Source organism: Prosthecobacter debontii (genome assembly GCF_900167535.1).
Lineage (GTDB): Bacteria > Verrucomicrobiota > Verrucomicrobiia > Verrucomicrobiales > Verrucomicrobiaceae > Prosthecobacter > Prosthecobacter debontii.
Genome location: NZ_FUYE01000010.1, coordinates 74374 through 96255 on the forward strand (window position 1 = coordinate 74374; position 21882 = coordinate 96255).

Below are 21882 nucleotides of genomic sequence, written 5' to 3' on the forward strand. Positions count from 1 at the left end.
TCCCTTGACCGCTGACGAGCCTTCCATTCCCGCACTCCGCTCAATTCTCGTTTGCATCCCGCGTGTCTGTGTCCTATCACCCACGTCCTATGGAAACGACCACCAAGTCAGTCCTGACCGACCTCCAGGCGTTCGACGTGGCGAGCCTTAAAGGCCGCCTGAGCGAACTCCGGAGGTATCTTTGACCTCCCTAAACTGACCGAAGAGCTGTCGGCGCTCGAACACAAGATGACCGACGCGGGCTTCTGGGATAACCAGGCAGCCGCCAAGAAAGTGATTGATCGCGCCAACGTGATCAAAAAGCAGATCAACCCGCTGGGTGAGCTGGAAACGCGCGTGGAGGACTTCCCCGTGCTGATCGAGCTGGCCAAGGAACAGGGGGATACGCAGAGTTATAAAGAAGTGCAGGTCGAATTCGATGCGCTGCAAAAGGCCATCGCCGATTACGAACTGGAGCTTCTCCTCAAGGGCCCGTTTGACCACGGCAATGCCTTCCTCACCGTCCACTCAGGAGCCGGTGGCACGGAGGCCTGTGACTGGGCGGATATGCTCATGCGCATGTTCGTCCGCTGGTCCGAGCGTCGCGGTTACAAGGTATCCATCATCGACCACCAGGAAGGTGACGACGTGGGCACGCGTTCCGCCACGCTGGAAATCGTGGGCGAAAACGCCTTCGGTTTCCTCCAGGCCGAGCGCGGCGTGCATCGCCTCGTGCGCATCTCTCCCTTCGATGCCGCCAAGAAGCGCCACACGTCCTTTGCCTCCATCGATGTCACTCCGGATAACGAGGAAGACATCGACATCGAAGTGCGTGAAGACGATCTCAAGGTGGACACCTATCGCGCGGGCGGCAAAGGCGGCCAGAACGTGAACAAGGTGGAAACCGCTGTCCGCATCACCCACATCCCCTCCGGCGTCATTGTCGCCTGTCAGGTGGAGCGCTCTCAGCCGAAAAACCGCGCCAAAGCCATGGCGATGTTGAAGGCCAAGCTCTACCAGATCGAGGAAGACAAACGCCAAGCCGAGATCGCCCGCCAGTATGGTGAGAAGACCGACATCGGCTGGGGCAGCCAGATCCGCAGCTACGTTTTCCAACCCTACCAGATGGTCAAAGACCACCGCACAGGGGAGAAAACCAGCGATGTCTCCGGTGTGATGGATGGTGACCTGGATGCCTTCATGGAAGCGAAACTTCGCGGCAAGAAAGCCGGTGAAGGTGATGCTGACGAGGAGGTGTAAACGTCCCGCATTCGTCAGACTCTGAAATCAAAAGCCGAAGGTCAAGACCTTCGGCTTTTCCATGGACGGAGCGCTTGGTTAGGCCACCTTGCGCTCGTGAGTGGTTCCTGTCATCGCCCCTGGGGTCATTGAGGCGATGGGGGAGGCCGGGGCGCGTTTGCCACGATAGCGGTTCACCACCACCAGATAGCGCTTCAGCGTGCGCCAGATGCGCAGCTTGCTCACGCCTGCCTTGAGGTCATAACGCAGGGTGTAAGGAATCTCGGAGGCGGTGGCACCGATGGAGCGCAGCTTGAGCATGACCTCCAGCATGCAGACGAAGCCAGTTTCCTCGACGAGTTTGTCCTCGCCATAAGTCTGAGCCATGCGTTTGAGCACGGTGCTATCGTAACAGCGGAAGCCGGTGGAGTAGTCGCGCACGCCTCGGAAGGGCACGAGGGTTTTCATCAGCCAGAAGCAGCCCAGACTGAGCAGCTTACGAAACGCGCTCAGCCCCACAATGACGCTCCCGGGGCGGTAACGAGAGGCGATAACGAGATCGACGCCTTTGGCCTCCAACTCGCTCACCATGTCCATGACATAGATGGGATCGTGCGTGTTGTCGGAGTCCATGACGACCACTGCGTCTGCCGCCTTCATTCCGGCCACGAGGCCATTTTGCAGGCCCATGCCCAGACCTTTGTTCACTCCATGCTGGATCAATGTCACTGGCATGGTTTGGGCTGCCTCACGGGCGATCTCTGCGGTGCGATCCTTGGACCCGTCATCGACGACGATGACCTCATAGCGGAAGTTTTGGCCTGTCAGGGTTTCTTGAATCCGCGCCAACAGCGCAGGCAGATCCTTCTCTTCATTGAAGGCAGGCAGAACGAGGGCCACGGATTCGATGTGTTTCATGAGCGTGTGGGATGAAGATTGAGCGATGAGACCGGGCAGTTTGGGTCCGTGTTATGCGTAGTGAGTTGATGGGCGATTTGTCCCATGGTGGCCGTGCCCCAGACGCTGCGGAGGCTGCTGAGAGTGTGGCGGACGAGTTCGATCTTCTTCGCCGCAGGGATTTGCATGGCCGGGAAAAAGCCGAGCTCAGGCACATCGTTCACATCCAAAAAGTCGGTGGGATGCAGCAGCAAGGATGGCGCCACATGCGTCATGCGGCACAGGCTGATGTGCATGTTCCAATACAAACGAGCCAGCGGCATGGAATACTGGGCCAGGAATAACAAGTAGCTCAAATGTACCGGTGTCCGGAAGATCGGCATGGTCGTCACAGGCATCTCCAGAAGCCCAGGCTGGATCTGGTAGGGCATCAGGGGCGAAAAGGCGCTGGAGAAGCTGCCATAAAGCCCCTTTCGCCGAGCCTTCTCCTCAGGAGGAAGCTTGGAGGTGAAAAAGAAATAGGCGCGTGCCACAGGAGCCATGACGGTGGGGAACAGGCTGGCATCATAATGGTAACCCCGCTGGATAAGCATCTCCCTCACTTGGGGGGATGTGCTGAAGCCTGGACCGCGAAAACCGACGGGGCGCTGGCCTGTCGCTGACTCGATGGCGGCCTCCGCGTTTTCAAAGTCGGCCAGCAGTTCCTCCGGGCTGTAAAGATGCAACCAAGGCTCATGCATGTGACTGTGGTTGGCCACCTCATGACCAGCTGCGGTGATGCTACGCAGAACTTCATGATTTTTCTGAAGTGTGGCATCCTTTCCTACGACAAAGAAGGTGATGCGCAGACCGGCACGCTTCATCGTATCCAAAATGCGCGGGACGGCGACGTCGAGATAACTGGGAAAATCCTGCCATCCGTCCACCCCTTGGGTTTTCATATAAGCCCATTGGTTGTCGAGATCGAGAGAGACGCTGGCAGGGATGGTATTCACGGACAAGCTTGGATCAGGATTGGAGGAGTTTGGCAAGAATTCTCTCAGAGGCATGCCCATCACCGAAGACTTTCTCAGCCCGGGCTGCATGATCAAACCACGCTGTATCGGAAACAGCCGTGTTTAAAAGGGATTCCAGATCCGTAGCCGACTCTCCCACCAGCCGCGCCACCCCGGCATCCACACCTTCGGGTCGCTCGGTATTTTCACGCAGCACCAGGATGGGTTTCCCCAGAGAGGCGGCTTCCTCCTGAATGCCTCCCGAGTCGCTCACAATGAGCCAGGCATCTGAAAGCAAATGGACGAAGTCCGCATAAGCCATGGGGGTGGTGATGATGATCTGATCACAACCCGCCAATTCTTGAGCGGCGGCTTCCTTAACTGCGGGATTTGGGTGCACGGGAAACACCACACACAACTCTGGATGAGCCTCGGTAAACCGGCGTAGCAAACGCAAATGCGTGCGCATGGTTTCGCCAAAGTTTTCTCGCCGATGGGTGGTGAGAAGTACCACTCTACGCCCTGCAGTTTTCTCTCTTAACCCGGCGATCTCCGGCCCAGGCTGGGTCTTCGACAGGGTGTGATAAAGGGCATCCACCACCGTGTTACCCGTGACAATGATTTTTGAGTCCTCAATTCCCTCAGCTCGCAAAGCGAGGCGGTTCCGCTCGGTGGCGGCAAAGTGAAGTGTCGCGATCTGCGAAACCAACCGACGATTCATTTCCTCCGGGAAAGGACTCAGAGGATTCCCCGACCGAAGCCCCGCCTCGATATGTCCGACAGGAATCTGACGATGAAAAGCGGCCTGGGCCCCGCCAAGAGCCGTGGCGGTGTCTCCTTGAACCAGAACATAATCGGGCTGCTCCGCTTCGAGCACGGGATCCAGTCGCTCGATCACCCTTGCGAGTAAGCGATTGAGGGGCTGTCCGGCCACCATGGCCTGAAGATCATGCTGCGGATAGACCCCAAAAATATCAAAGAGTGGTGTCAGCAAATCCGCATGCTGACCGCTATTCACGAGGATGGCTTCAGCGCCCTGTTTCCGAGCCTCAAGAATCAAGGGCGCGACCTTAATCATCTCGGGACGGGTGCCGAGAACAAATAGGAGACGCTTGGAAACCACGGGGCTTTGCATTCTAGAAATTTTAACATTTCCAATGGATTAAGCAATCTCTTCTACAAAATCCGCGAGCTTTTCTCACATCACCTTGCTTTCTCCTCCGCTATGCCCTTCGATGCAGGCTCATTTTTATACTTATCATGGGTGCACAATGGAAACAGAAATGGCGGGAACTAGCCGCCGATCAGAAAGGCAAAATCGTCGGCAAGCTGACTCGTGAAATCCAAGTGGCAGCGCGCCTCGGAGGTGCCGACCCGGATCTTAATGCCCGTCTGTATGCCGCCATCACGGCCGCACGCAAGCAAAGTGTCACGAGAGATTCCATTGAGCGAGCCATTGCCAAAGGCGCTGGTATCGGTGGAGATCCCGTCACCTACCAGACCGTCATTTTCGAAGGATTCGCTCCGCATCGGGTTCCGGTCATGGTCGAGTGCCTGACCGACAACAACAACCGCACCTCCTCGGAAGTGCGCGTGCTTTTCAAAGTGGGCAGCATGGGCACTCCGGGCTCTGTCGCCTGGATGTTTGAGCATTGCGGCCTGATCGAAGGTCAGCACACGGATAAGGACATGGACATCGAAGTCGCCGCACTGGAAGCTGAGGCGGACAATGTGGAACCGCTCGACCTCGATGAAGATGAGTCTGCGGGGCATGTCGGGGCTCGCTTTTTCTGCCCAACCACTTCGCTCGATACGGTCACCAAAGCCCTGAAAGCCGCGGGTTGGCAGATCACCACCTCTGAGTTGCACTATCATCCGAAGGACTATCCTGAACTCACCGAAGCCCAGCGTGAAGAGGTGACCAATTTCCTCCAGGGATTGGATGGGCATGCGGATGTGCACCGCGTGTACGCTGCACTCAAATAAGGACGATGGATTTCGCTAGGTCGCCCAACTGTTAGGCGGCCTAGCGAGCATACCTCTGATAGAGCTGATTTTGAAACAGTTCATGAGGATCGTATTGGCGCTTTAAGGCAAAAAAAGTTCGGGCATTCGGATAGGCCTGATCAAACTGGTCCAGCCGTGCATGCAGTCGGTAGGGCAGATAGAAGGTGCCTCCACAGGCCAAAACAGCATCAATCATTCGCTGTGTGTAACGAATCATCTGCTGCTCATCCTCTGTCGAGCCGCAATGCTGGTGGAAGAGCATCACCAGACCAAAAACCTCCTGCCGAGCATAGCGCAAGTGGGTGATACGGTCCGTCTTCACATTCCTCACCGTGATATTGAGCAGATCGGGACAGTCGCCCTCGCGATGAATGCCCTTCATCGTCTCCAAAAAGTCTGCCAGTCGTTCCTTGGGCACAAAGTATTCGTGCAGGATCTCCGTCGCCTTCGGATCTCGGTTGCCATAGAGAGAGGCAGGCTCACTGAGAATATCACTGCGGCGTAAAATACCTCCTCCGGTCTCCCCATAACGAGTCTCCATCGCCCAACGAAAATCCTTACCGCGATCACTGCCGACAGCATTGCGAAACACACCTCGTTTGACACTTAGAAGCCACGACGCAGGAACCAGAGATCGCTCAGATTTCAAGGGCGGAGGCACGGGCCGCAAAACGCTCACAACGCTGTCTTCTAAAAACGACGATGGCGCCACACTGATACGTCCATAAGCCATGCCATCCCATTCCGCCTGGGTCATGGATTCAAACGTTTTCACATACTGCGCAGGAGGCACCCTTTGAGACTCCGCCTGATAATAGCTGTCAGGGATGACCTCTAAGGTCGCCTCAAGAATCACCCCGAATAAACCGTAACCTCCCAAGACGAGAGAAAACAATTCCTTCTCCTTCTCGCGACTGCATAAAAGGAGGCGGCCGTCAGCCGTCATGACGCGGATTGATTTCACCGTGCTAGCAATCGGCTCCGAGTTGTGTTGCCAGCCATGACAGTTGACCGACAAAGAGCCCCCGACCGAGAAGTCGCTATTCGACTGCATGATTTTCGGTGCATAACCCTGCTTGCGTAACTCCGGCACAATGTCCTTCCAACGGGCCCCCGCCTCAACAGTGACCCAACGCCTACTTCCCTCTGCAAAGACCGGTCCGATGTCATCCAGCCCTAACATATCGACGGTATAACAACCGCTTTGACCTAACGTCTGCCCGCCCATGGAGTGCCGTGCTCCAGCGATGCTCACGTGTGCCTTTTTTACCTGAGCCTCTCGGAGAAACTCACGCAGCTCTTGCTCCGCCGAGTCTGGATTCGAAGATAGCTTGAGCACGCGGGCGGGTTGATGAAGCTCATGCAGGCGGCTCACATCAGTGCATCCGGCCTCTGGGATGGGTAACAAAGTGCGACGCTCCAAAGCCATCCGCCCCAGGACACAAGCCCCATCATAGAGTGAACAACTCGACACGCTGAGGAGCAGCGCAGGCATCAGCCCGAGACGCAGTGACAATGAAAGGTTCATCAATGAGGCCTGATCTTGCTTAATCATCGCTTGCTTGCCAAGTCCTAGTGAAAGGCTTGGTAGAAAAAATTTGAGTGCCACCCGCTCGGATACCTTACCCTCTTTTTCCATGGACTCGCCATCGGCAATACAAGGCAGAGGTTTAACAATTAACGCAGCAACAGCCTTTGAATCACCGGCGTAGCATGATCTGGCAACTTCTCTTGCATGCCTACTCTCTCATCTTCTTCCCCGGTCACCGTTGGCATTGACGTCGGTGGTTTGAAAAAAGGCTTCCACGCAGTCGCCTTACGTGACGGGCGATTCCACGCAAAAATCACTTCTCGAGATGCGGCTGAAATAGCGAACTGGTGTCGAGATCTCGGAGCCGTCTGCATTGGGATTGATGCGCCTTGTCATTGGCGTGGCCCTGAGAAAGCCCGTGCCGCAGAGGTCGCCTTGATGCGGGCAGGGATTCACTGCTTCAGCACACCGACGAAGGAGATGGCCGAGTCACATCCGAGTGGGTTCTTTCACTGGATGGTCAACGGAGCGTCCATGTTTGCCCACCTGGATTTGTCTCACCCCCTCTTTAAGGGTTCCGAGACGCCACTCCCGACTTCGTTTGAAACCTTCCCTCAGGCGATCGCTTGTGCCCTGGCTGGCAAGCGGCTGAGCGCTCAAGATAAACGACGGGAGCGCCGCCAGTTGCTGGAATCAGCAGGGGTGTGCACCCAGAAGTTAGGAAACATCGATTGGTTGGATGCAGGCCTCTGCGCGCTAACGGCCTACCGCCTGACTGACGGACGCTGGCAGGCTTATGGAGACCTTGAAACAGGCTTCATCGTCGTCCCCAGGTAAGGGCCTGAGAAGATTCATGACTTTTTCTCGACAGGTTTGCCTGTAGCGGCGTTCTTTAGATAACCCACCATGATTCGCCTTACCTGCGCCTTCGTCCTTTTGTGCCTCACGGCTTCCGCTCAGTGGCCCCAAGATCAGAGCGATATCAAACCCGACCCGAAAGCCACCTTCGGCGTGCTCGAAAACGGGCTCCGCTATGTCATTTTGCCCAATCCTGAACCCCCGGGCCGGGCCAGCATCCGCCTTTACATGGACGTCGGTTCCCTGATGGAGGAGAACGATCAGCAAGGCATGGCGCATTATCTGGAGCACATGGCCTTCAACGGCAGCCGTCACTTCCCCGGTGGTGAAATGGTGGAGTACTTCCAGCGTCTCGGCATGGGTTTCGGCGCAGATACCAACGCCCACACCTCCTTCAAGGAAACGGTGTACATGCTGGAACTGCCCAAGATTGAAAGCTCCATGCTCGGCGAAGGCATGCAGCTCTTCCGCGATTACCTCGACGGCATGGCCTTGGGAGAAAAGGAGATCAACAAGGAACGCGGCATCATCCTGAGCGAAAAACTCAGCCGCGACTCCATTGAATACCGCACCATGCTGGCGGGTTACAAGTTTGCCCTGCCGGATTCCCTGTTGCCCGAACGTCTCCCAATCGGCCAGGAGGAGACCATCAAGACCATGCAGCGCCCGCGCTTTGCAGAGTTTTACAAGAAGTGGTATTCCCCGAAACGTGCCGTGGTGGTGGCTGTGGGCGACTTCAAGGACGTGGGGGCTGTGAAGGAGCAAATCGAGAAAAACTTTGCCGACGCCAAGGCTAATGGCCCTGAGGTTGCCGATCCGGACTTGGGCAAAATCAGCACGGGCCGAGGCCTGATTGCCAAACTCCATACCGAGCCTGAAGCCCAGGCGGTAGACATCTCTGTCGAGATGCTGCGCCCTGCGAAAAACAAGCCGGACAGCATCGCCAGCCGCCGGGAAAAAATGGTGCGTGATCTTGCCGACAGCATCATCAATGAACGCCTCTCCAAGCTCGCTAAAGCCGAAGGTGCCCCCTTTATTTCCGGCGAATCCTACAGCTACGAATACCTGAAGTTCGTCGAGGTCATCGGCATCATGGCTCAATGCGCACCGGATCAATGGAAGGATGCGCTGACGCTCTTGGAAACCGAAATCCGCCGTGCCGTGCAGCATGGTTTCACCGATGCTGAGTTTGAAGAAGCCAAAGCCAAACTACTCAAGACCGCGGAACTCCGTGCCGCTCAGGCTGACTCCCGCAAATCTCGTGATCTCGCCAGTGGTCTTGTGAGCGTCATCGCCGCAGACAAGGTCATCACGCACCCCAGCGATGACCTCGCTCGCATCAAGACCGTCTTGGCCAGCCTCACCAAGGAAGAGTGCCACACCGCTCTGGCTGACACCTGGAAGGGTGACGACGTCCAAATCTTCGTCGGTGGAAATCTGAAGCTCGAAGGCAATGCTGAAGAGCAAATCAAAGCCGTCTATCAGGCCAGCCAAGCCAACCCGGTGGCAGCCCCTAAACAGGAAGAGGCCGTTTCCTTTGCCTACACCGACTTTGGCACTCCTGGCAAAATCATCTTCCAAAAGGTGGAGCAAGATGTCGAAGTCACCTTGGCGACCTTTGAAAACAATGTGCGCGCCAACATCAAGTCCACCCCGTTTGAGAAAGGCACGGTCCGTGTCACCCTCAACTTTGGCGGCGGCAAACTCAGCACTCCCACAGGGAAGCCAGGGATCATCCCCTTTGCTCAGAGCACCTTCATCATGGGAGGTCTCAAGGCTCACAATGTGGATGATATCCGCCGCATCTTCGCCAGCAAAACCGTCAGCAGTGACTTCAGCGTGGGGGACGAAGCCTTCATGCTCAGTGGCCGCACCACGCCTCAGGATCTGGAAGCTCAGCTCCAGCTTCTCACCGCTTACATGACCGCTCCTGGTTATCGCGAAGAAGCCGCACGTCAGTTTCAGAAGAATCTGGAGCCCATGTATGTGCAGCTCAAACACACCGCCGAAGGCATCATGGCAGATAAGGTCGTCGCTTTCATCCACAGCGATGACTACCGCTTTGGATTCCCCCCGATCACGGAGATGCAAAAACGCAACCTCGCTGAGTTGGAGGCCTGGATGACCAAGCCTCTTACCGAGGATTTCCTGGAGGTTTCTATCGTGGGCGATGTCGAGTCTGGCGCCGCACTCGATGCCATAGCCAAAACCCTTGGCACCCTGCCAAAACGAGCCGCCGAGAAGCCCAGCTATGAAAAGGCCCGCGTGATGCCCTTCCCTCAAGGTCCCGTGGTGAAAGACATGCCCTTTGATACTGAGATTCCGAAAGCCATCGCCGCTATGTATTGGCCCACAGGCGATATGCTGGACATCCAACGCACCCGCCGCCTCAGCCTGCTGGGCTCGGTTCTCGATGACCGTCTGCGCATCAAGGTGCGTGAAGAGTTGGGCGAAACCTACAGCCCTGCCTGCTACCATGTCGCCAGCGATACCTTCACCGGTTACGGTTACATGACCGCCATGATCGAGTGCAAACCCGAGCAGGCAGCTTCCATCACCGAACTGGTCATCAAGATCGCCGCCGAGCTCGCCAGCGGCCCGATTACCGACGACGAGTTTGAGCGTGCTCAAAAGCCCCTGATGACCCAGCTTGAACAGATGCGTCGTGACAACCGCTACTGGGCTCAGAACGTCGTGCGCAACTGCCAGGAGCACCCCGAGCGCCTCGATTGGGCCAAGAACCTGCTCAGCGACTTCCAGGGCATCTCCAAAGAAGAAATTCAAGCGCTCGCCAAAGAGTTCCTCGAAGCCAACCGAGCCGTCGCCGTGAAGATCCTGCCGCAGGTGAAGAAGTAAGAGCCTGCGTGAGGTTTCACTCCCTGCATCCATTTCACCATCCAAAGGGACCGACTCACCATCGGTCTCTTTTGGTTGTTTCAAGCTGAACCCACCCAGTCGTTCAATTCCCTTCTCTGGTCCCGTTTTGTAGCCTTTTTTCAGTTTGTCTATAAAGCTGCGCAACACGTAGTCTAACTGACTATCATTCAATGGAATCAGGAATGACAAACGGTGTTTAGGCGGACACAAATGGCGACAAAAGGAGGCACTTGCCTAACTGGGAGTGGAGGTGGCTCGCCTCTACTCGTGCGTAGAACGACCTGATGCACGACATGTGATAAAAACGTCGGGGCGGCTCGCCCAGACTCTTTGGTGGCAATCTTCGAGTGATGCGGGCCCCCCTGCCCGCAACTCCGATCCATCCCAAGGTGTGACGATGTCTTCCTCCCCCGCATCATCTCTACCCAAGGCGTCAAGTTCTGCCGATGGCCCTAAACACGTTGTTGGGTATACCCGTTTATCCTCCGATCGGGCGGATCAACCAGCGGTCACGCAAGCTAAAAGTCTTCCGAGGACATCCATCTGCCAAGCCGCATGTGACTTGATCTTGACTGGCTGAGCCAAAAGCACTAATCTTAATGACTAATATTATTATATTAATAATATAGACTACAACACATTCTATCAATCCTTGACTTAACGGGCCTTCAAGGTCAATCATAACCGGAAACGAACCGCTGCATCGCATCACTTCCCACCGATATTTCAGCCTACTAATTACACTGTTCGGCTACCCGCAGCGCATTGTGCAATCAAAACCATGAATGATTTGCTATTTCTCGCACCTTTGCTGATTGGCCTCGGCACGATGGTGCTCGGCTTCAAGCTCCAGATTCCTAAAGGTCCTGCGATGAACCGACCTGCTTTTGGTGCCCTTCTTGTTGTTGGCGCTCTATTCTGGTGGCTATCTAGCGCCATTCTTTTGGCCTACGAAGGGAAGTTCTATTTCATTTTGAACATGCTCACAGTGCTCATCCTCTTCGTAGGGTTAGCATTCTTCTTTCCTCGCCCTCCTGATGCTACACGCGTTAATCAGCATGGTATTGGCGGCAACATCATGGTGTGGCTTGGTCTGATTTTGGGGTTCGCACATTCTTTCGCCCTGGCGTTTACGTCAGCATGGCCCACACGCCTGATTCAATTTTATAATGCACTTGGCCTGCATCCGGTACCTCATCCCGGCGCATGAGCGCTAGCCCTCCTGCCCCACACCTGACCAAGCCGATGCGGGCGACCAGCGTTCCGGCAACGCCTGATCTTTGACGTTCGTCCGACTAGGAGAGGCGTATGGTCTTCGAGCACACAAGACATCCTGGGGAGACACCTATGAAGTTATTGATACTGAGGTCCTATCGTTGATAAGACATCCAACGACTCCACCCACACATGTTTGTCAAACCCTCAGGCCCAAGGCACACAGTCACAGAACAGGCGGACAGCCTTGTCTTTCGTATCCCACCGAAGCGCAATATCTTCATGCTTGGCTTTCTCACGCTATGGCTGGGCGGGTGGGTTGTCGGGGAGCTGATGGCACCCATCGGCTTTTTCACCGCAGTTCAAAAGAATCCCGGCGCAGCCGTATTCATGTTGGTGTGGTTCTGTTTCTGGACGGTTGGGGGAGCCTTCGCAATTTACACCTGGCTATGGCTGGTCAAAGGATGCGAGGTGGTGACCATTTCCGCCACGGCGCTCAGCATCAAGAACGAGATCTTTCGCTACGGACGCACGAAGCACTACGACGTTTCCGAGATTCGGGATCTTCGTATTTCGCCGCTTGTTTACAATCCCTATGACTTTCGTTCCGGCTTGGCCTTTTGGGGGATCGGCGGTGGTGCGATTGCCTTTGATTACGGGTTTAAGACGTATCGATTTGGTGCCGGGGTTGACGAAGCTGAGGCCCGCCTCATTCTCCAGACAATCACCTCTCGTTTGCCGCAGTTCGTCGACGCAAGCGACACCTAACTTTAAGCACGACCAAGCCTTCGTTGAGCAAGGCATCCAACCACAAAACCGACGCTTGTGGCCTCGGCTTAGTTGCTGTTCACTCTGGAGTTTCTTGCCTTCTGCATGCTTATTCCACCGACCTAGATCGTCGAGCCATTGAAGCCTCCGCAGATCAGATCTGAAAGGTTAACTTGGCAGCCTTCCTGACTACAGGATTAGGCTCAAGAAGTGATTCGAACTTCAGCCCACAGCAGGCGCTAAAGCTGGCGGACCCAATAGCCAGCAGTGGCTTCATCTGAATTCGAGAGGCCTAAAAAGCATCTGCCATGCGATGTCATGATTGGTTAGAACCAAATTCCCCTTATTGCCATGAAATCAAGACTCCTTATCCTTTCTGGTTTGGGCCTCCTTTCGCTCCCGCTTCCAGCCCAAGTCACTGTCGTTGCTCCCCCTACCACTCCAGTGGTCGAAGTCGTGCGTCCCGCTGAACCCTCGTTGGACACCAGCGATGCTCAGCGCCGCCTTTCAGTTGCCCCGCAAGTCGTGGTGGTGCCCTCACCCGATGCGGCTGTCCCATCTCGCACTACAACGATCACCGAAACCAAGGGACGTCCAACTCGGATTTATAATGCAGATCGAAATGTGGTGATCGTGCAAGAACAAGGCCAAAGTCGCGAGTTACCTTTCGTGACCCTGCCCGTGTTGTTCGTGAAAGAAACCGACGAACTTCTTGATGAAAAGTCACGCATCGCTGTCGAACAAATTGCGGGGGTTATTTTAGCCATCAGCCGCACGGAGGCAGGCACAGTCTTCGATATTGAAGGACACACCAGCACCGATGGTGAAGAAAACTACAATCTCGAACTGTCTGCGGCACGAGCCAAGCGTGTTTATGATGAATTGACTCAACGTTATGGCGTCCCCGCCGAAGTCCTGAGTGCGCACGGTTATGGCGAGGCTTTTCCCATGTATCCAGACGGCACGGAAAAAGAGATGCAGCAGGACCGCCGCGTGCTGGTGGTGAGGACCAAATGATGAGTGTCATTGACAGCCCGCGACCTTTTTCGTCAGCGCCCAGAGGCCCTTGATCAAATGATCAAGGGCCTTCGAGCATTTTTGAAGCCTGAGGAAAGTGATCATTAGCCTAGAAGGCTTAACTTGAGTTCGGGAGAAAAGCGGCTGGAATCGTCTTCTGGCAAAACGAGCTATAAACAAACCCGGCAGGAGCTTGACAGTATGTCGGGGAAAGTCAGGTTCTCTGAAAGACCCAGGGCTTGAAGCTTGTTTTTCCGTTGCCCCATGTGGGAGGCACACGTAACCCTTCCGCTTTCGTATTTTTCACTCCATGTCTTCCGTTCCCCACCTCCCCGCTCTGCGCAAAGGCCGCCCTTACGAATCGCTGGATAAAGTCCAGGTGAAAGACCACAAGACCGGCGAAGTCTGTGCCGAGGTGAGCCAGGTCAATGCAGGGATCGTGCGGCGAGATCTGGCCCGCATCGGAGAGGCACGCAAAGCGCTGAAGAGATTCACGGTGAAAGAGCTGGTGGCGATTACGGCCAAGGCCGGTGATCTTTTCCTCAATGGCACCCTTCCCCTGGGCGATAAAGGCCATACTCAGAGCCCGGAGGAATACATCGCCACCCTGTCCCGCACCAGTGGTCTGCCTCATGTAATGGTGAAGCGGAACATGGCCAAGCTGCACTACGCGCTCACCCACATGGATGTGATCCTGAACGGCCTCTCCCGTGGTCTGGACATGAGCGTGATTGATAAAGGCTTCGGTGAGCAGTCCGGCTGCCCTGTGGCCTATTTTCCGACCACGGATTCCCTCGGTCTGGTGATGCCCAGCAACTCCCCTGCGGTGAATTCCCTCTGGCTGCCTTCTATCGCGCTCAAGATCCCCGTGGTAATCAAACCCGGCCGTGAAGAGCCTTGGACCCCCTTTCGTTTGATCCAAGCTTTCATCGCCGCCGGTGCTCCTGCTGAGGCTTTCGGCTTCTATCCAACGGACCACGAAGGCAGTGGTGAAGTGGTGAAGCTCAGCGGACGGAATCTGGTCTTCGGTGACGTCAACATCGCGAAGATGTATGAAGGCAACCCACGCGTGCAGGTGCACGGCCCAGGCTGGAGTAAGATCATCATCGGCGAGGACAAGATCGAGAACTGGAAGGAATACATCGACGTCATCGTCAGCTCCATCAGTGACAATGGCGGACGCTCCTGCATCAATGCCTCTGCGGTGATCGTGCCGAAGTATGGCAAAGAGATCGCCGATGCCATCGCCCAACGCCTGGGTCCCGTCGAGCCCCTGCCTTCTGACGATGAAAACGCCCGCCTTTCAGGCTTCGCGAACACGAAGATGGCGGATTACATTGATAGCGTCATTGATGCCGATCTCGAAGGCACCCCGGGCGCTGAAGATGTGACGGCCAAGTATCGCAAGGGTCCCCGCAAGGTGGAATTCCAAGGCGGTATCTTCCTGCGCCCCACCATCATTCACTGCAATAGCTGGGAACATCCGTTGGCTAATCGCGAATTCCTCTGCCCTTACGCCAGTGTGGTGGAGGTGAAGCAATCCGAAGTGCTGAGCAAGATCGGCTACTCGCTGATCGTCACCGCCATCACCGAAGATCCCGACTTCACGGAGGCTCTTCTGGAGTGCCCCACGATTGATCGCCTCAACCTGGGACCTCTCAGCACCATGAAGATCAGTTGGGATCAGCCGCATGAAGGGAACATGTTTGAGTTCCTCTACAAACGGCGCTCCATTGATCGCGCATGATTTACGGAGGGCGGTTGACCACCCTCCTTTTCTCTTCGCCTTTTGCTGGCCTGACAACGCCGCCCCCTGCTCATGTCCATGCCCCTTTTGCCCTTCGACTATCAGCCTCGCACCCGACTTATCTTTGGTAACGGAACCCTTGCTCAAGTGGGTGACCTGACTCGGGAGCTCGGCGGAACGCGGGCGTTGATCGTCAGTGATCCTGGCATCGTCAAAGCAGGTTATGTCACCCGTGCCGTCTCCTATCTGGTGGCAGCCGGAGTGGAAACACGCGTCTATGGCCATGTGCGGGAAAACCCCAGCACCGAGGATGTGGATCGCTGTGTGGAGGCGGCCAAAGAATTCCAGACTGACTTCATCATCGGACTGGGTGGGGGAAGTAGCATGGATACCGCGAAGGGCTGCAATTTCATTCTGACCAATGGCGGCCGCATGCACGACTACTGGGGCACCGGTAAGGCCACCAAGCCAATGCTGCCCCTTATCGCCATTCCGACCACCGCAGGCACGGGCAGTGAGTGTCAAAGTTATGCGCTGATTTCCGATGCGGAAACGCACGTCAAGATGGCCTGTGGCGATCCCAAAGCCGCTGCGAAGATCGCCATCCTAGACCCTGAGCTGACGGTTTCGCAACCGAACCGAGTCACCGTTTGCACGGGAATTGACGCTCTCTCGCACGCGTTGGAAACGGCTGTCACCAACAAAGGCACCGCTATCTCGACGGTCTTTTCCCGCGAAGCCTTCCGGCTCTGCCATGAAGGCTTCACACGCATCCAATCCGAGCCCACCGATGTGGAAGCACGCGGCCAGATGCTACTCGGCGCGGCCTATGCCGGCATTGCCATCGAGAACTCCATGCTCGGTGCCGCGCACTCCTGCGCTAACCCTTTAACAGCTAAGTTCAACGTCGTGCACGGTGAAGCTGTGGGCGTGATGCTGCCCCACATCATCCGCTTTAATTCCAAGATCCCGCAGGCTGCCGCTACTTATGCGAGTTACTATGCGGGCGACCTAGCCAATCGGGTCACTGAGCTTCTCGTGCTAGCGAACATGCCCGTGAAGATTTCTCATTACGGCGTGACGGAAACCGATTTGCTTCCCCTGGCGGAAATGGCCCTGAAGCAGTGGACCGCCCAGTTCAATCCGCGTCCGCTGACGGTGGAAGACTTTGTGGAGCTTTATCGTGCGGCGATGTGATCCACTCACATTCTCCGCCGTCCCTGCAATGCTTGATAAAGCGTGAGTTCGTCCACATGATCCAAGCCGCCCCCAGCAGGCATACCCTGGGCCAAGCGAGATGCGGCGACGCCTTGGGCGCGTAGGAGATCACTCAAATAACTGGCGGTTGCTTCACCTTCGACATCGCTACCCACGGCGAGGATCACCTCCTCGACTTTTTGAGCCTCGACCCTCTCCATAAGAGGCTGAATACGCAGGTCTTCAGGCGTGATGTTATCCAGCGGTGAAAGCTTACCGCCGAGCACATGGTAAACACCGGTAAACGCCCCTGAGCGTTCCAGGCGCAAGACATCTGCAGCCTGCTCGACCACACAAATGAGCTGATGGTTGCGCTTCGAGCTATGGCACAGCACGCACTCATCCCCACGCTGGATGAAAAATCCACACTGATCGCAGGAATGCACCCGTGCACTGAGGTCTCGTAAACCGTCCACCAGTGGTTCAATCCGGCCTCCGTCTTGCATGAGCCACAGGACAAGACGCTCTGCACTCCGCGGCCCCAAGCCCGGCAAAGCGCGGATCTGCGCGATCATACGCTGGAGCGGAGGCGGGTAATCGAGAGCGGGCATAAGACGACAAGTAGCAGCAAAGTCTGACTGTGGCAGGAAAACGCCGTCAGAGTAAAGAAACGCTCGGAAGCTTGCAAACGACGTCTGCTAACCGAGCAGAAATAATAGAATTCCTGAATGAGCTTGAAGCTCAGATTCTACTCCACAAAGCGAATCACGTATTCGCCCTTCTTATGCATGTTCTCGTGATCACGCGCCCGAATCTCCAGGTAATTGGGGTCGGTTTTGATCCACTCCACCTGACGTAACAATTTATCACGCTCTCCTTTGAGAGTGTCTCGCTGAACCTGCATCGAGGCCAGCTTTTGGCGCATCGCATTTTGCTCCGCCAAGGGCTTTTTATAAATGGCAATCACGACAGGCACCGCCAGGAGCAGCAGGCAGAATTTACCCAGCCGGACCAAAGCCCGCAGCCAGCGTTCAGCCTGCTGCGGTCTCTCGTGCTCGATTGGATATTCCTGATACTCCATGGCAGTGTGTCGTTGGATAGATAATCGGTTAGACCTTCATGCGGCCACCGAAGATCGCGTCGTCAGCCAACTCCTGTTCGATACGGAGGAGCTGGTTGTACTTGGCGATACGGTCGCTACGGGAAAGGGAGCCCGTCTTGATCTGGCCGCAGTTCGTGGCCACAGCAAGGTCGGCGATGGTGTAGTCTTCGGTTTCACCGGAGCGATGGCTCATCACAGCCGTATAACCATGGCGGTGAGCCAGATCCACAGCGTCAAGAGTTTCGGTCAAGGAACCGATCTGGTTCACCTTCACGAGGATGGAATTCGCGGTCTTGTTGTCGATACCCTTCTGGAGGAACTTGGTGTTCGTCACGAAGAGATCATCACCCACAAGCTGGGTGGTGGCGCCAAGAGCATCGGTGAGATGCTTCCAGCCAGCCCAGTCGTTTTCAGCACAGCCGTCTTCGATGGAAATGATCGGGAAGTTCTTCTTCAGCTCAGCGTAGTAGGCCACCAGCTCTTCAGCGGTGCGCTCGGACTTGTCGCTCTTCTTGAAGACATACTTGCCTTTTGCCTTGTCGTAGAATTCGGAGGAAGCCACGTCCAGCGCGATGAAGATGTCTTCACCCATGGTGTAGCCGGCTTTCTCGATCGCCTGAGCGATGACTTCCAGCGCGTGGCTGGCGCTCTTCAGCGTCGGAGCGAAACCGCCTTCGTCACCCACAGCGGTGTTCAGGCCCAGATCATGAAGGATCTTCTTCAGGGCGTGGAACACTTCAGCACCGTAGCGCAGAGCTTCGGAGAAGGTCGGAGCGCCTTTTGGCATGATCATGAACTCTTGGAAGTCAATCGGAGCATCGGAGTGAGCACCACCGTTGATGATGTTCATCATCGGCACGGGCAGCACCTTAGCGTTTGGTCCGCCGATGTACTTGTAAAGAGGCTGACCCAGAGCTGCGGCAGCCGCTTTGGCAGTCGCCAAGGAAGCGCCGAGAATGGCATTGGCACCCAGCTTGGCTTTGGTTGGAGTGCCATCGATTTCCAGCATGGCCTTGTCAATCGCGACCTGATCCAGGGCGCTACTGCCGATGATGGCGTCTGCGATCTCGTTGTTCACGCTATCCACGGCCTTGAGCACGCCCTTGCCGAGGTAACGCTTCTTGTCGCCATCGCGCAGTTCCAAAGCTTCGTGTTCACCCGTGCTCGCACCACTTGGCACAGCAGCGCGACCGATTGCGCCCCCCTCCAGCATCACATCCACCTCCACGGTGGGGTTTCCGCGCGAGTCGAGAACTTCGCGCCCAGTCACTGCTACAATGGTCAGATCGTCCATGGTTCGATATATTTAAGTATGCTTAATCTTCGGGAGTTTGGCAAGCGGGGTTCTGAGAATCCACGATTGCCGGGCTTTGATAGCAGGAAATGCACCTGTCTCAACCGGAGATATTGCCCACAGAGGGCGGAACCATACGAAATGAGGACGGATTCGAAAATCCGTCCTCATACATCCATCTCAATTTGAGGCTAAATCGCTGATTACCGGCGAATCGTCGCCGGCAGAGCTTTCTCCAGAGCTGCCAGAATGCGTGCGTGAGCGGCATCCACTTCGGCGGTCTCCAGAGTTTTGTCCGCCGAACGATAGGTCAGCGTCCAGGCCAGAGATTTTCGGTCAGCGGGCAGTTTTGCACCGGTCGGATCGGCAAAGACATCGAACAGCTCCGTTTTCATCAAGAGCGGTTCTTTGATGCCGTTGAAGAAGGTGTTCACTTTGGTATTGGCGAGATCGGCAGGCAATTCGAAGGCCACGTCACGGGTCACTGCGGGGAAACGTGGAAGATCCTCAAACTTGGCTGGGCCGGAGCTACCCTGGCGCAGTGCGCTGAGTAGCAACTCAGCCACATACACCGGATGACGGGCATCAATCTGCCGAGCACGCGCCGGGTGAAGCTGGGCAATCCAGCCCAAAACACGGTTCCCTGCTTTCAACTCGTGATGCAGGAGGAAGGAACCGTTGTCGGCCAGGGGTTTGACTTCCAAACTGGTCACTCCAGGGAGTGATTCAATCAAACCACGAAGATCAAACGCATCCACGGCTTTCGGCTCCTTGCCATGCCAGGAGCTTGTCGCCGCAGGACCGCTAAGCAGGATGGAGATACGATCTTCTTCACGGGTTTGACCATTCGGCAACTTGAGGAACACACGACCGGACTCAAAGAAACGCAGCCGTTGAGCCCCTTGGCGGATGTTCAGCGCAGCGGTTGAGAGCAGCCCAGGAATCAACGAAGGCCGCAGGGTGGTGTGATCTTCACTGAGCGGGTTTTTCAGAGCTACACTGACTGAAGTCGGGTTCGCATGACCGAGGCTGTCGCCAATCTGAGCGGTGGAGATCAGGCGCAACGTCTGGGCTTCATGGTAACCGCGATTGGCCAAAGCCAGACGAAGCTGCATGACGTGGTCGTATTGACGATCCGTTGCATCGCCATTGGCCAGAACGGCCACATTGCGAGAAGGCACACGATCCAAGCCGACCACACGTGCCACTTCCTCGACGAGATCCACGCCGCGCACGAGGTCGAGACGATAGCTTGGGATGCTCCAGACGGTCTGCCCATCGGCCTCGGAGGTTTTATTCAAGCCGAGTTTGGTGAGGATGGCGTGAGCTTCCTCGGCCTTCAAATCAGGCATACCTAACAAGCGATGTGCTCTAGCTTCATCCAGAGTGACATCATTGACCAAGACAGGAGCTTCACCCGCGACAGCCACCGTTTCTTCGACAGTGCCCCCCGCGATTTCCAAAATGAGTTTCACAGCCAGCTCGGAAGCTCCCTGAACCTGTTGAGGGTCCACACCACGTTCAAAACGATAGCTGGAGTCCGAGTGGATGCCCAAACGACGAGATGTGCGGCGAATGCCGGAAGGTGTGAAATAGGCGCTTTCCAGCAGCATGTTTACGGTGGTTTCCGTCACTCCTGTTTCTTCCCCCCCCATCACCCCAGCAATGGCCACAGGGCGTTGACTGTCGGCGATGACCAGGTCTTCTGCAAGGAGGGTTGGCTCAGAGCCATCAAGGGCGAGAATCTTCTCTCCTTCAGCAGCACGACGCACAACGATGCCGCCCTGGAGTTTATCCAGATCAAAGGCGTGCAGAGGCTGTCCCATCTCCATGAGCACGTAGTTAGTGATGTCCACCACGTTATTGATGGGGCGCAGGCCGATGCTCTCCAAGCGGCTCTTCAACCACTCTGGGCTCGGGCCGACCTTGATGCCTTTGATGATGCGAGCCGTGTAATAGGAACAGCCATCCGTGTCTTGCAGACTGACTTCGGCATCTTTCGCGACGCGTGTCCCAGCCGTGGCCTGAGCGTGATCACGTTCGCCTTTGAGAGGCAAGCCTGTCAGCGCAGCCAATTCACGAGCCAAACCCAGGTGGCTCAACAGGTCGGGGCGATTCGGGGTAATTTCGAGATCGAAGACGGTATCGGAAGCGATGATCTCCTTCAGCGGCTTACCCGTGGGCAAGGAGGCATCGAGAATCATCAAACCACCGGTGTCTTCACCCAGGCCGATCTCCTTGCCACTGCACATCATGCCGTTGGACACAACATCGCGGAGCTTGCCTTCCTTAATGGTGAATCCACCAGGTAACACAGCTCCAGGGAGAGCGAGAGGCACTTTATCACCAGCCTTGAAGTTCTTCGCGCCGCAAACAATCTGGCGCAGCGTGCCGGAACCATCGTCCACCTGACAGACGCTCAGCTTGTCCGCATTCGGATGCTGAACAAACGAGTCAATCCGAGCCACGACCACTTTGTCCGAGGCCACACCCTTTTCTTCAATGCCCTCGACCTCAATGCCTGCAAAAGTCAGGAGGTCTGAAAGCTGGGCCGTGGTATAACCACTGAGATCAAGATGCGTGCTGAGCCAGGAGAGAGAAACTTGCATGAGGAGAAGGGAAACAGGGCTTTAAAGGACAGGATTTACAAGATTTCAGGATTAACGAAAAGAGATCCAAGAGCTTGTTAGATTCAGTGTAGATCGAGAGGTTCTGAAGAAGATGCTCGGGAACGATACAGACGATTTTTGTGCTTAAATTGAAGACTTGGCGCGCCAAAGTTTAGGATCAGTCCGTCATCAATGCCTGTAGCTGTGAGGTAGTTGACGACCTGAACTTCGTGGGCCTTGACGATGACTTCACAAGATTTCAGTTCAATTAGCAAACGCTTGCCAATGGTAATGACCATGTCTGCTTCGAACTTGCCAACCAGCTTCCCTTTGTAGAAGACATTGATCGGCACTTCGGACTCAAAGGGAATACCCGCCGCAGCAAGCTCGACTTCCAAGCTCCGATGATAAATAGATTCGTTGAAACCTGGGCCCATCACTCGGTGAATCTCCATGGCCATGCCAATCACCTGTTCTGTGAGTTGGTCAATCGTCATAAGTTCAGAGAGAAATCCTGTGAATCCTGAAATCTTGTCAATCCTGTCAAAAC

18 protein-coding genes are annotated in these 21882 nt (G+C 55.7%); 9 read left to right on the forward strand and 9 right to left on the reverse strand.

Features of this window, described 5'->3' with window-relative positions; all coding sequences use genetic code 11:
* The first annotated feature begins 113 nt into the window (after window positions 1–113).
* A protein-coding gene (gene prfB, locus B5D61_RS15445; protein ID WP_217698996.1) for a peptide chain release factor 2 occupies window positions 114–1239 on the forward strand; the annotation gives its coding sequence in 2 pieces (ribosomal slippage) (window positions 114–176 and window positions 178–1239; 1125 coding nt in all).
* A 78-nt stretch (window positions 1240–1317) separates the two neighbouring features.
* Here the strand turns inward: prfB and B5D61_RS15450 are convergent.
* Genes B5D61_RS15450 through wecB form a run of 3 tightly spaced genes read right to left on the reverse strand, consistent with a single transcriptional unit; the run spans window position 1318 to window position 4245 of the window.
* Window positions 1318–2136: a glycosyltransferase gene (locus tag B5D61_RS15450; RefSeq protein ID WP_078814315.1), complete on the reverse strand. Its 819-nt coding sequence runs from the start codon at window positions 2134–2136 to the stop codon at window positions 1318–1320.
* Window positions 2133–3110 (reverse strand): polysaccharide deacetylase family protein, encoded by a 978-nt coding sequence (locus B5D61_RS15455; RefSeq protein ID WP_217698989.1) that lies wholly within the window; start codon window positions 3108–3110, stop codon window positions 2133–2135. The genes B5D61_RS15450 and B5D61_RS15455 overlap by 4 nt, the downstream gene beginning before the upstream one ends.
* 13 nt (window positions 3111–3123) lie before the next feature.
* The gene (wecB, locus tag B5D61_RS15460) at window positions 3124–4245 is read right to left on the reverse strand and encodes a non-hydrolyzing UDP-N-acetylglucosamine 2-epimerase (RefSeq protein WP_078814316.1); all 1122 of its coding nucleotides are present in this window, start codon (window positions 4243–4245) and stop codon (window positions 3124–3126) included.
* 125 nt (window positions 4246–4370) lie between these two features.
* On the opposite strand from wecB, the gene B5D61_RS15465 reads away from it, so the two are divergent.
* Window positions 4371–5096 carry a YebC/PmpR family DNA-binding transcriptional regulator gene (locus B5D61_RS15465; RefSeq protein ID WP_078814317.1) on the forward strand — a complete coding sequence of 242 codons (726 nt, stop codon included), beginning with the start codon at window positions 4371–4373 and terminating at the stop codon, window positions 5094–5096.
* 40 nt (window positions 5097–5136) lie between these two features.
* Here B5D61_RS15465 and B5D61_RS15470 read toward each other — a convergent pair whose 3' ends face one another.
* Window positions 5137–6645 carry an FAD-binding oxidoreductase gene (locus B5D61_RS15470; protein WP_217698990.1) on the reverse strand — a complete coding sequence of 503 codons (1509 nt, stop codon included), beginning with the start codon at window positions 6643–6645 and terminating at the stop codon, window positions 5137–5139.
* Window positions 6646–6852: 207 nt separating this feature from the next.
* Between B5D61_RS15470 and B5D61_RS15475 the strand changes: the two genes are divergently transcribed.
* From B5D61_RS15475 to B5D61_RS15505, 7 genes are all read left to right on the forward strand, one after another.
* Complete coding sequence (locus B5D61_RS15475; protein ID WP_078814319.1) at window positions 6853–7485, forward strand: DUF429 domain-containing protein; 633 nt, start codon at window positions 6853–6855, stop codon at window positions 7483–7485.
* 69 nt (window positions 7486–7554) lie between these two features.
* Window positions 7555–10362 carry a M16 family metallopeptidase gene (locus tag B5D61_RS15480; protein ID WP_078814320.1) on the forward strand — a complete coding sequence of 936 codons (2808 nt, stop codon included), beginning with the start codon at window positions 7555–7557 and terminating at the stop codon, window positions 10360–10362.
* An 802-nt stretch (window positions 10363–11164) separates the two neighbouring features.
* On the forward strand, window positions 11165–11593 hold the full coding sequence (locus B5D61_RS15485) for a hypothetical protein (protein WP_078814321.1): 429 nt from the start codon (window positions 11165–11167) through the stop codon (window positions 11591–11593).
* A 197-nt stretch (window positions 11594–11790) separates the two neighbouring features.
* Window positions 11791–12366: a hypothetical protein gene (locus tag B5D61_RS15490; RefSeq protein WP_078814322.1), complete on the forward strand. Its 576-nt coding sequence runs from the start codon at window positions 11791–11793 to the stop codon at window positions 12364–12366.
* Between the two features lie 351 nt (window positions 12367–12717).
* Window positions 12718–13383, forward strand: coding sequence for an OmpA family protein (locus B5D61_RS15495; protein WP_078814323.1), 666 nt, complete (start codon window positions 12718–12720; stop codon window positions 13381–13383).
* A 310-nt stretch (window positions 13384–13693) separates the two neighbouring features.
* Window positions 13694–15130 (forward strand): aldehyde dehydrogenase family protein, encoded by a 1437-nt coding sequence (locus B5D61_RS15500; protein ID WP_078814324.1) that lies wholly within the window; start codon window positions 13694–13696, stop codon window positions 15128–15130.
* A gap of 72 nt (window positions 15131–15202) precedes the next feature.
* Window positions 15203–16327 carry an iron-containing alcohol dehydrogenase gene (locus B5D61_RS15505; protein ID WP_245846552.1) on the forward strand — a complete coding sequence of 375 codons (1125 nt, stop codon included), beginning with the start codon at window positions 15203–15205 and terminating at the stop codon, window positions 16325–16327.
* Between the two features lie 5 nt (window positions 16328–16332).
* Here B5D61_RS15505 and recR read toward each other — a convergent pair whose 3' ends face one another.
* The 5 genes from recR to B5D61_RS15530 form a co-directional block, all read right to left on the reverse strand.
* Window positions 16333–16938: a recombination mediator RecR gene (gene recR, locus B5D61_RS15510; RefSeq protein ID WP_078814325.1), complete on the reverse strand. Its 606-nt coding sequence runs from the start codon at window positions 16936–16938 to the stop codon at window positions 16333–16335.
* Between the two features lie 137 nt (window positions 16939–17075).
* Entirely contained in the window at window positions 17076–17408 is a 333-nt protein-coding gene (locus tag B5D61_RS15515; protein ID WP_078814326.1) for an FtsB family cell division protein, read from the reverse strand.
* Between the two features lie 28 nt (window positions 17409–17436).
* Complete coding sequence (eno, locus tag B5D61_RS15520) at window positions 17437–18723, reverse strand: phosphopyruvate hydratase (protein WP_078814327.1); 1287 nt, start codon at window positions 18721–18723, stop codon at window positions 17437–17439.
* Between the two features lie 203 nt (window positions 18724–18926).
* Window positions 18927–21332, reverse strand: a complete 2406-nt coding sequence (pheT, locus tag B5D61_RS15525) for a phenylalanine--tRNA ligase subunit beta (RefSeq protein ID WP_078814328.1) — start codon at window positions 21330–21332, stop codon at window positions 18927–18929.
* An 83-nt stretch (window positions 21333–21415) separates the two neighbouring features.
* Complete coding sequence (locus tag B5D61_RS15530; protein WP_078814398.1) at window positions 21416–21829, reverse strand: GxxExxY protein; 414 nt, start codon at window positions 21827–21829, stop codon at window positions 21416–21418.
* Window positions 21830–21882: the final 53 nt, after the last annotated feature.

What these genes read in the sequence shown, in the direction of transcription:
- B5D61_RS15450 (WP_078814315.1), bottom strand. Translation starts at nt 2,136, where the DNA reads ATGAAACACATCGAATCCGTGGCCCTCGTTCTGCCTGCCTTCAATGAA.
- wecB (WP_078814316.1), bottom strand. Translation starts at nt 4,245, where the DNA reads ATGCAAAGCCCCGTGGTTTCCAAGCGTCTCCTATTTGTTCTCGGCACC.
- B5D61_RS15465 (WP_078814317.1), top strand. Translation starts at nt 4,371, where the DNA reads ATGGGTGCACAATGGAAACAGAAATGGCGGGAACTAGCCGCCGATCAG.
- B5D61_RS15470 (WP_217698990.1), bottom strand. Translation starts at nt 6,645, where the DNA reads ATGAACCTTTCATTGTCACTGCGTCTCGGGCTGATGCCTGCGCTGCTC.
- B5D61_RS15475 (WP_078814319.1), top strand. Translation starts at nt 6,853, where the DNA reads ATGCCTACTCTCTCATCTTCTTCCCCGGTCACCGTTGGCATTGACGTC.
- B5D61_RS15480 (WP_078814320.1), top strand. Translation starts at nt 7,555, where the DNA reads ATGATTCGCCTTACCTGCGCCTTCGTCCTTTTGTGCCTCACGGCTTCC.
- B5D61_RS15485 (WP_078814321.1), top strand. Translation starts at nt 11,165, where the DNA reads ATGAATGATTTGCTATTTCTCGCACCTTTGCTGATTGGCCTCGGCACG.
- B5D61_RS15490 (WP_078814322.1), top strand. Translation starts at nt 11,791, where the DNA reads ATGTTTGTCAAACCCTCAGGCCCAAGGCACACAGTCACAGAACAGGCG.
- B5D61_RS15495 (WP_078814323.1), top strand. Translation starts at nt 12,718, where the DNA reads ATGAAATCAAGACTCCTTATCCTTTCTGGTTTGGGCCTCCTTTCGCTC.
- B5D61_RS15500 (WP_078814324.1), top strand. Translation starts at nt 13,694, where the DNA reads ATGTCTTCCGTTCCCCACCTCCCCGCTCTGCGCAAAGGCCGCCCTTAC.
- B5D61_RS15505 (WP_245846552.1), top strand. Translation starts at nt 15,203, where the DNA reads ATGTCCATGCCCCTTTTGCCCTTCGACTATCAGCCTCGCACCCGACTT.
- recR (WP_078814325.1), bottom strand. Translation starts at nt 16,938, where the DNA reads ATGCCCGCTCTCGATTACCCGCCTCCGCTCCAGCGTATGATCGCGCAG.
- B5D61_RS15515 (WP_078814326.1), bottom strand. Translation starts at nt 17,408, where the DNA reads ATGGAGTATCAGGAATATCCAATCGAGCACGAGAGACCGCAGCAGGCT.
- eno (WP_078814327.1), bottom strand. Translation starts at nt 18,723, where the DNA reads ATGGACGATCTGACCATTGTAGCAGTGACTGGGCGCGAAGTTCTCGAC.
- pheT (WP_078814328.1), bottom strand. Translation starts at nt 21,332, where the DNA reads ATGCAAGTTTCTCTCTCCTGGCTCAGCACGCATCTTGATCTCAGTGGT.
- B5D61_RS15530 (WP_078814398.1), bottom strand. Translation starts at nt 21,829, where the DNA reads ATGACGATTGACCAACTCACAGAACAGGTGATTGGCATGGCCATGGAG.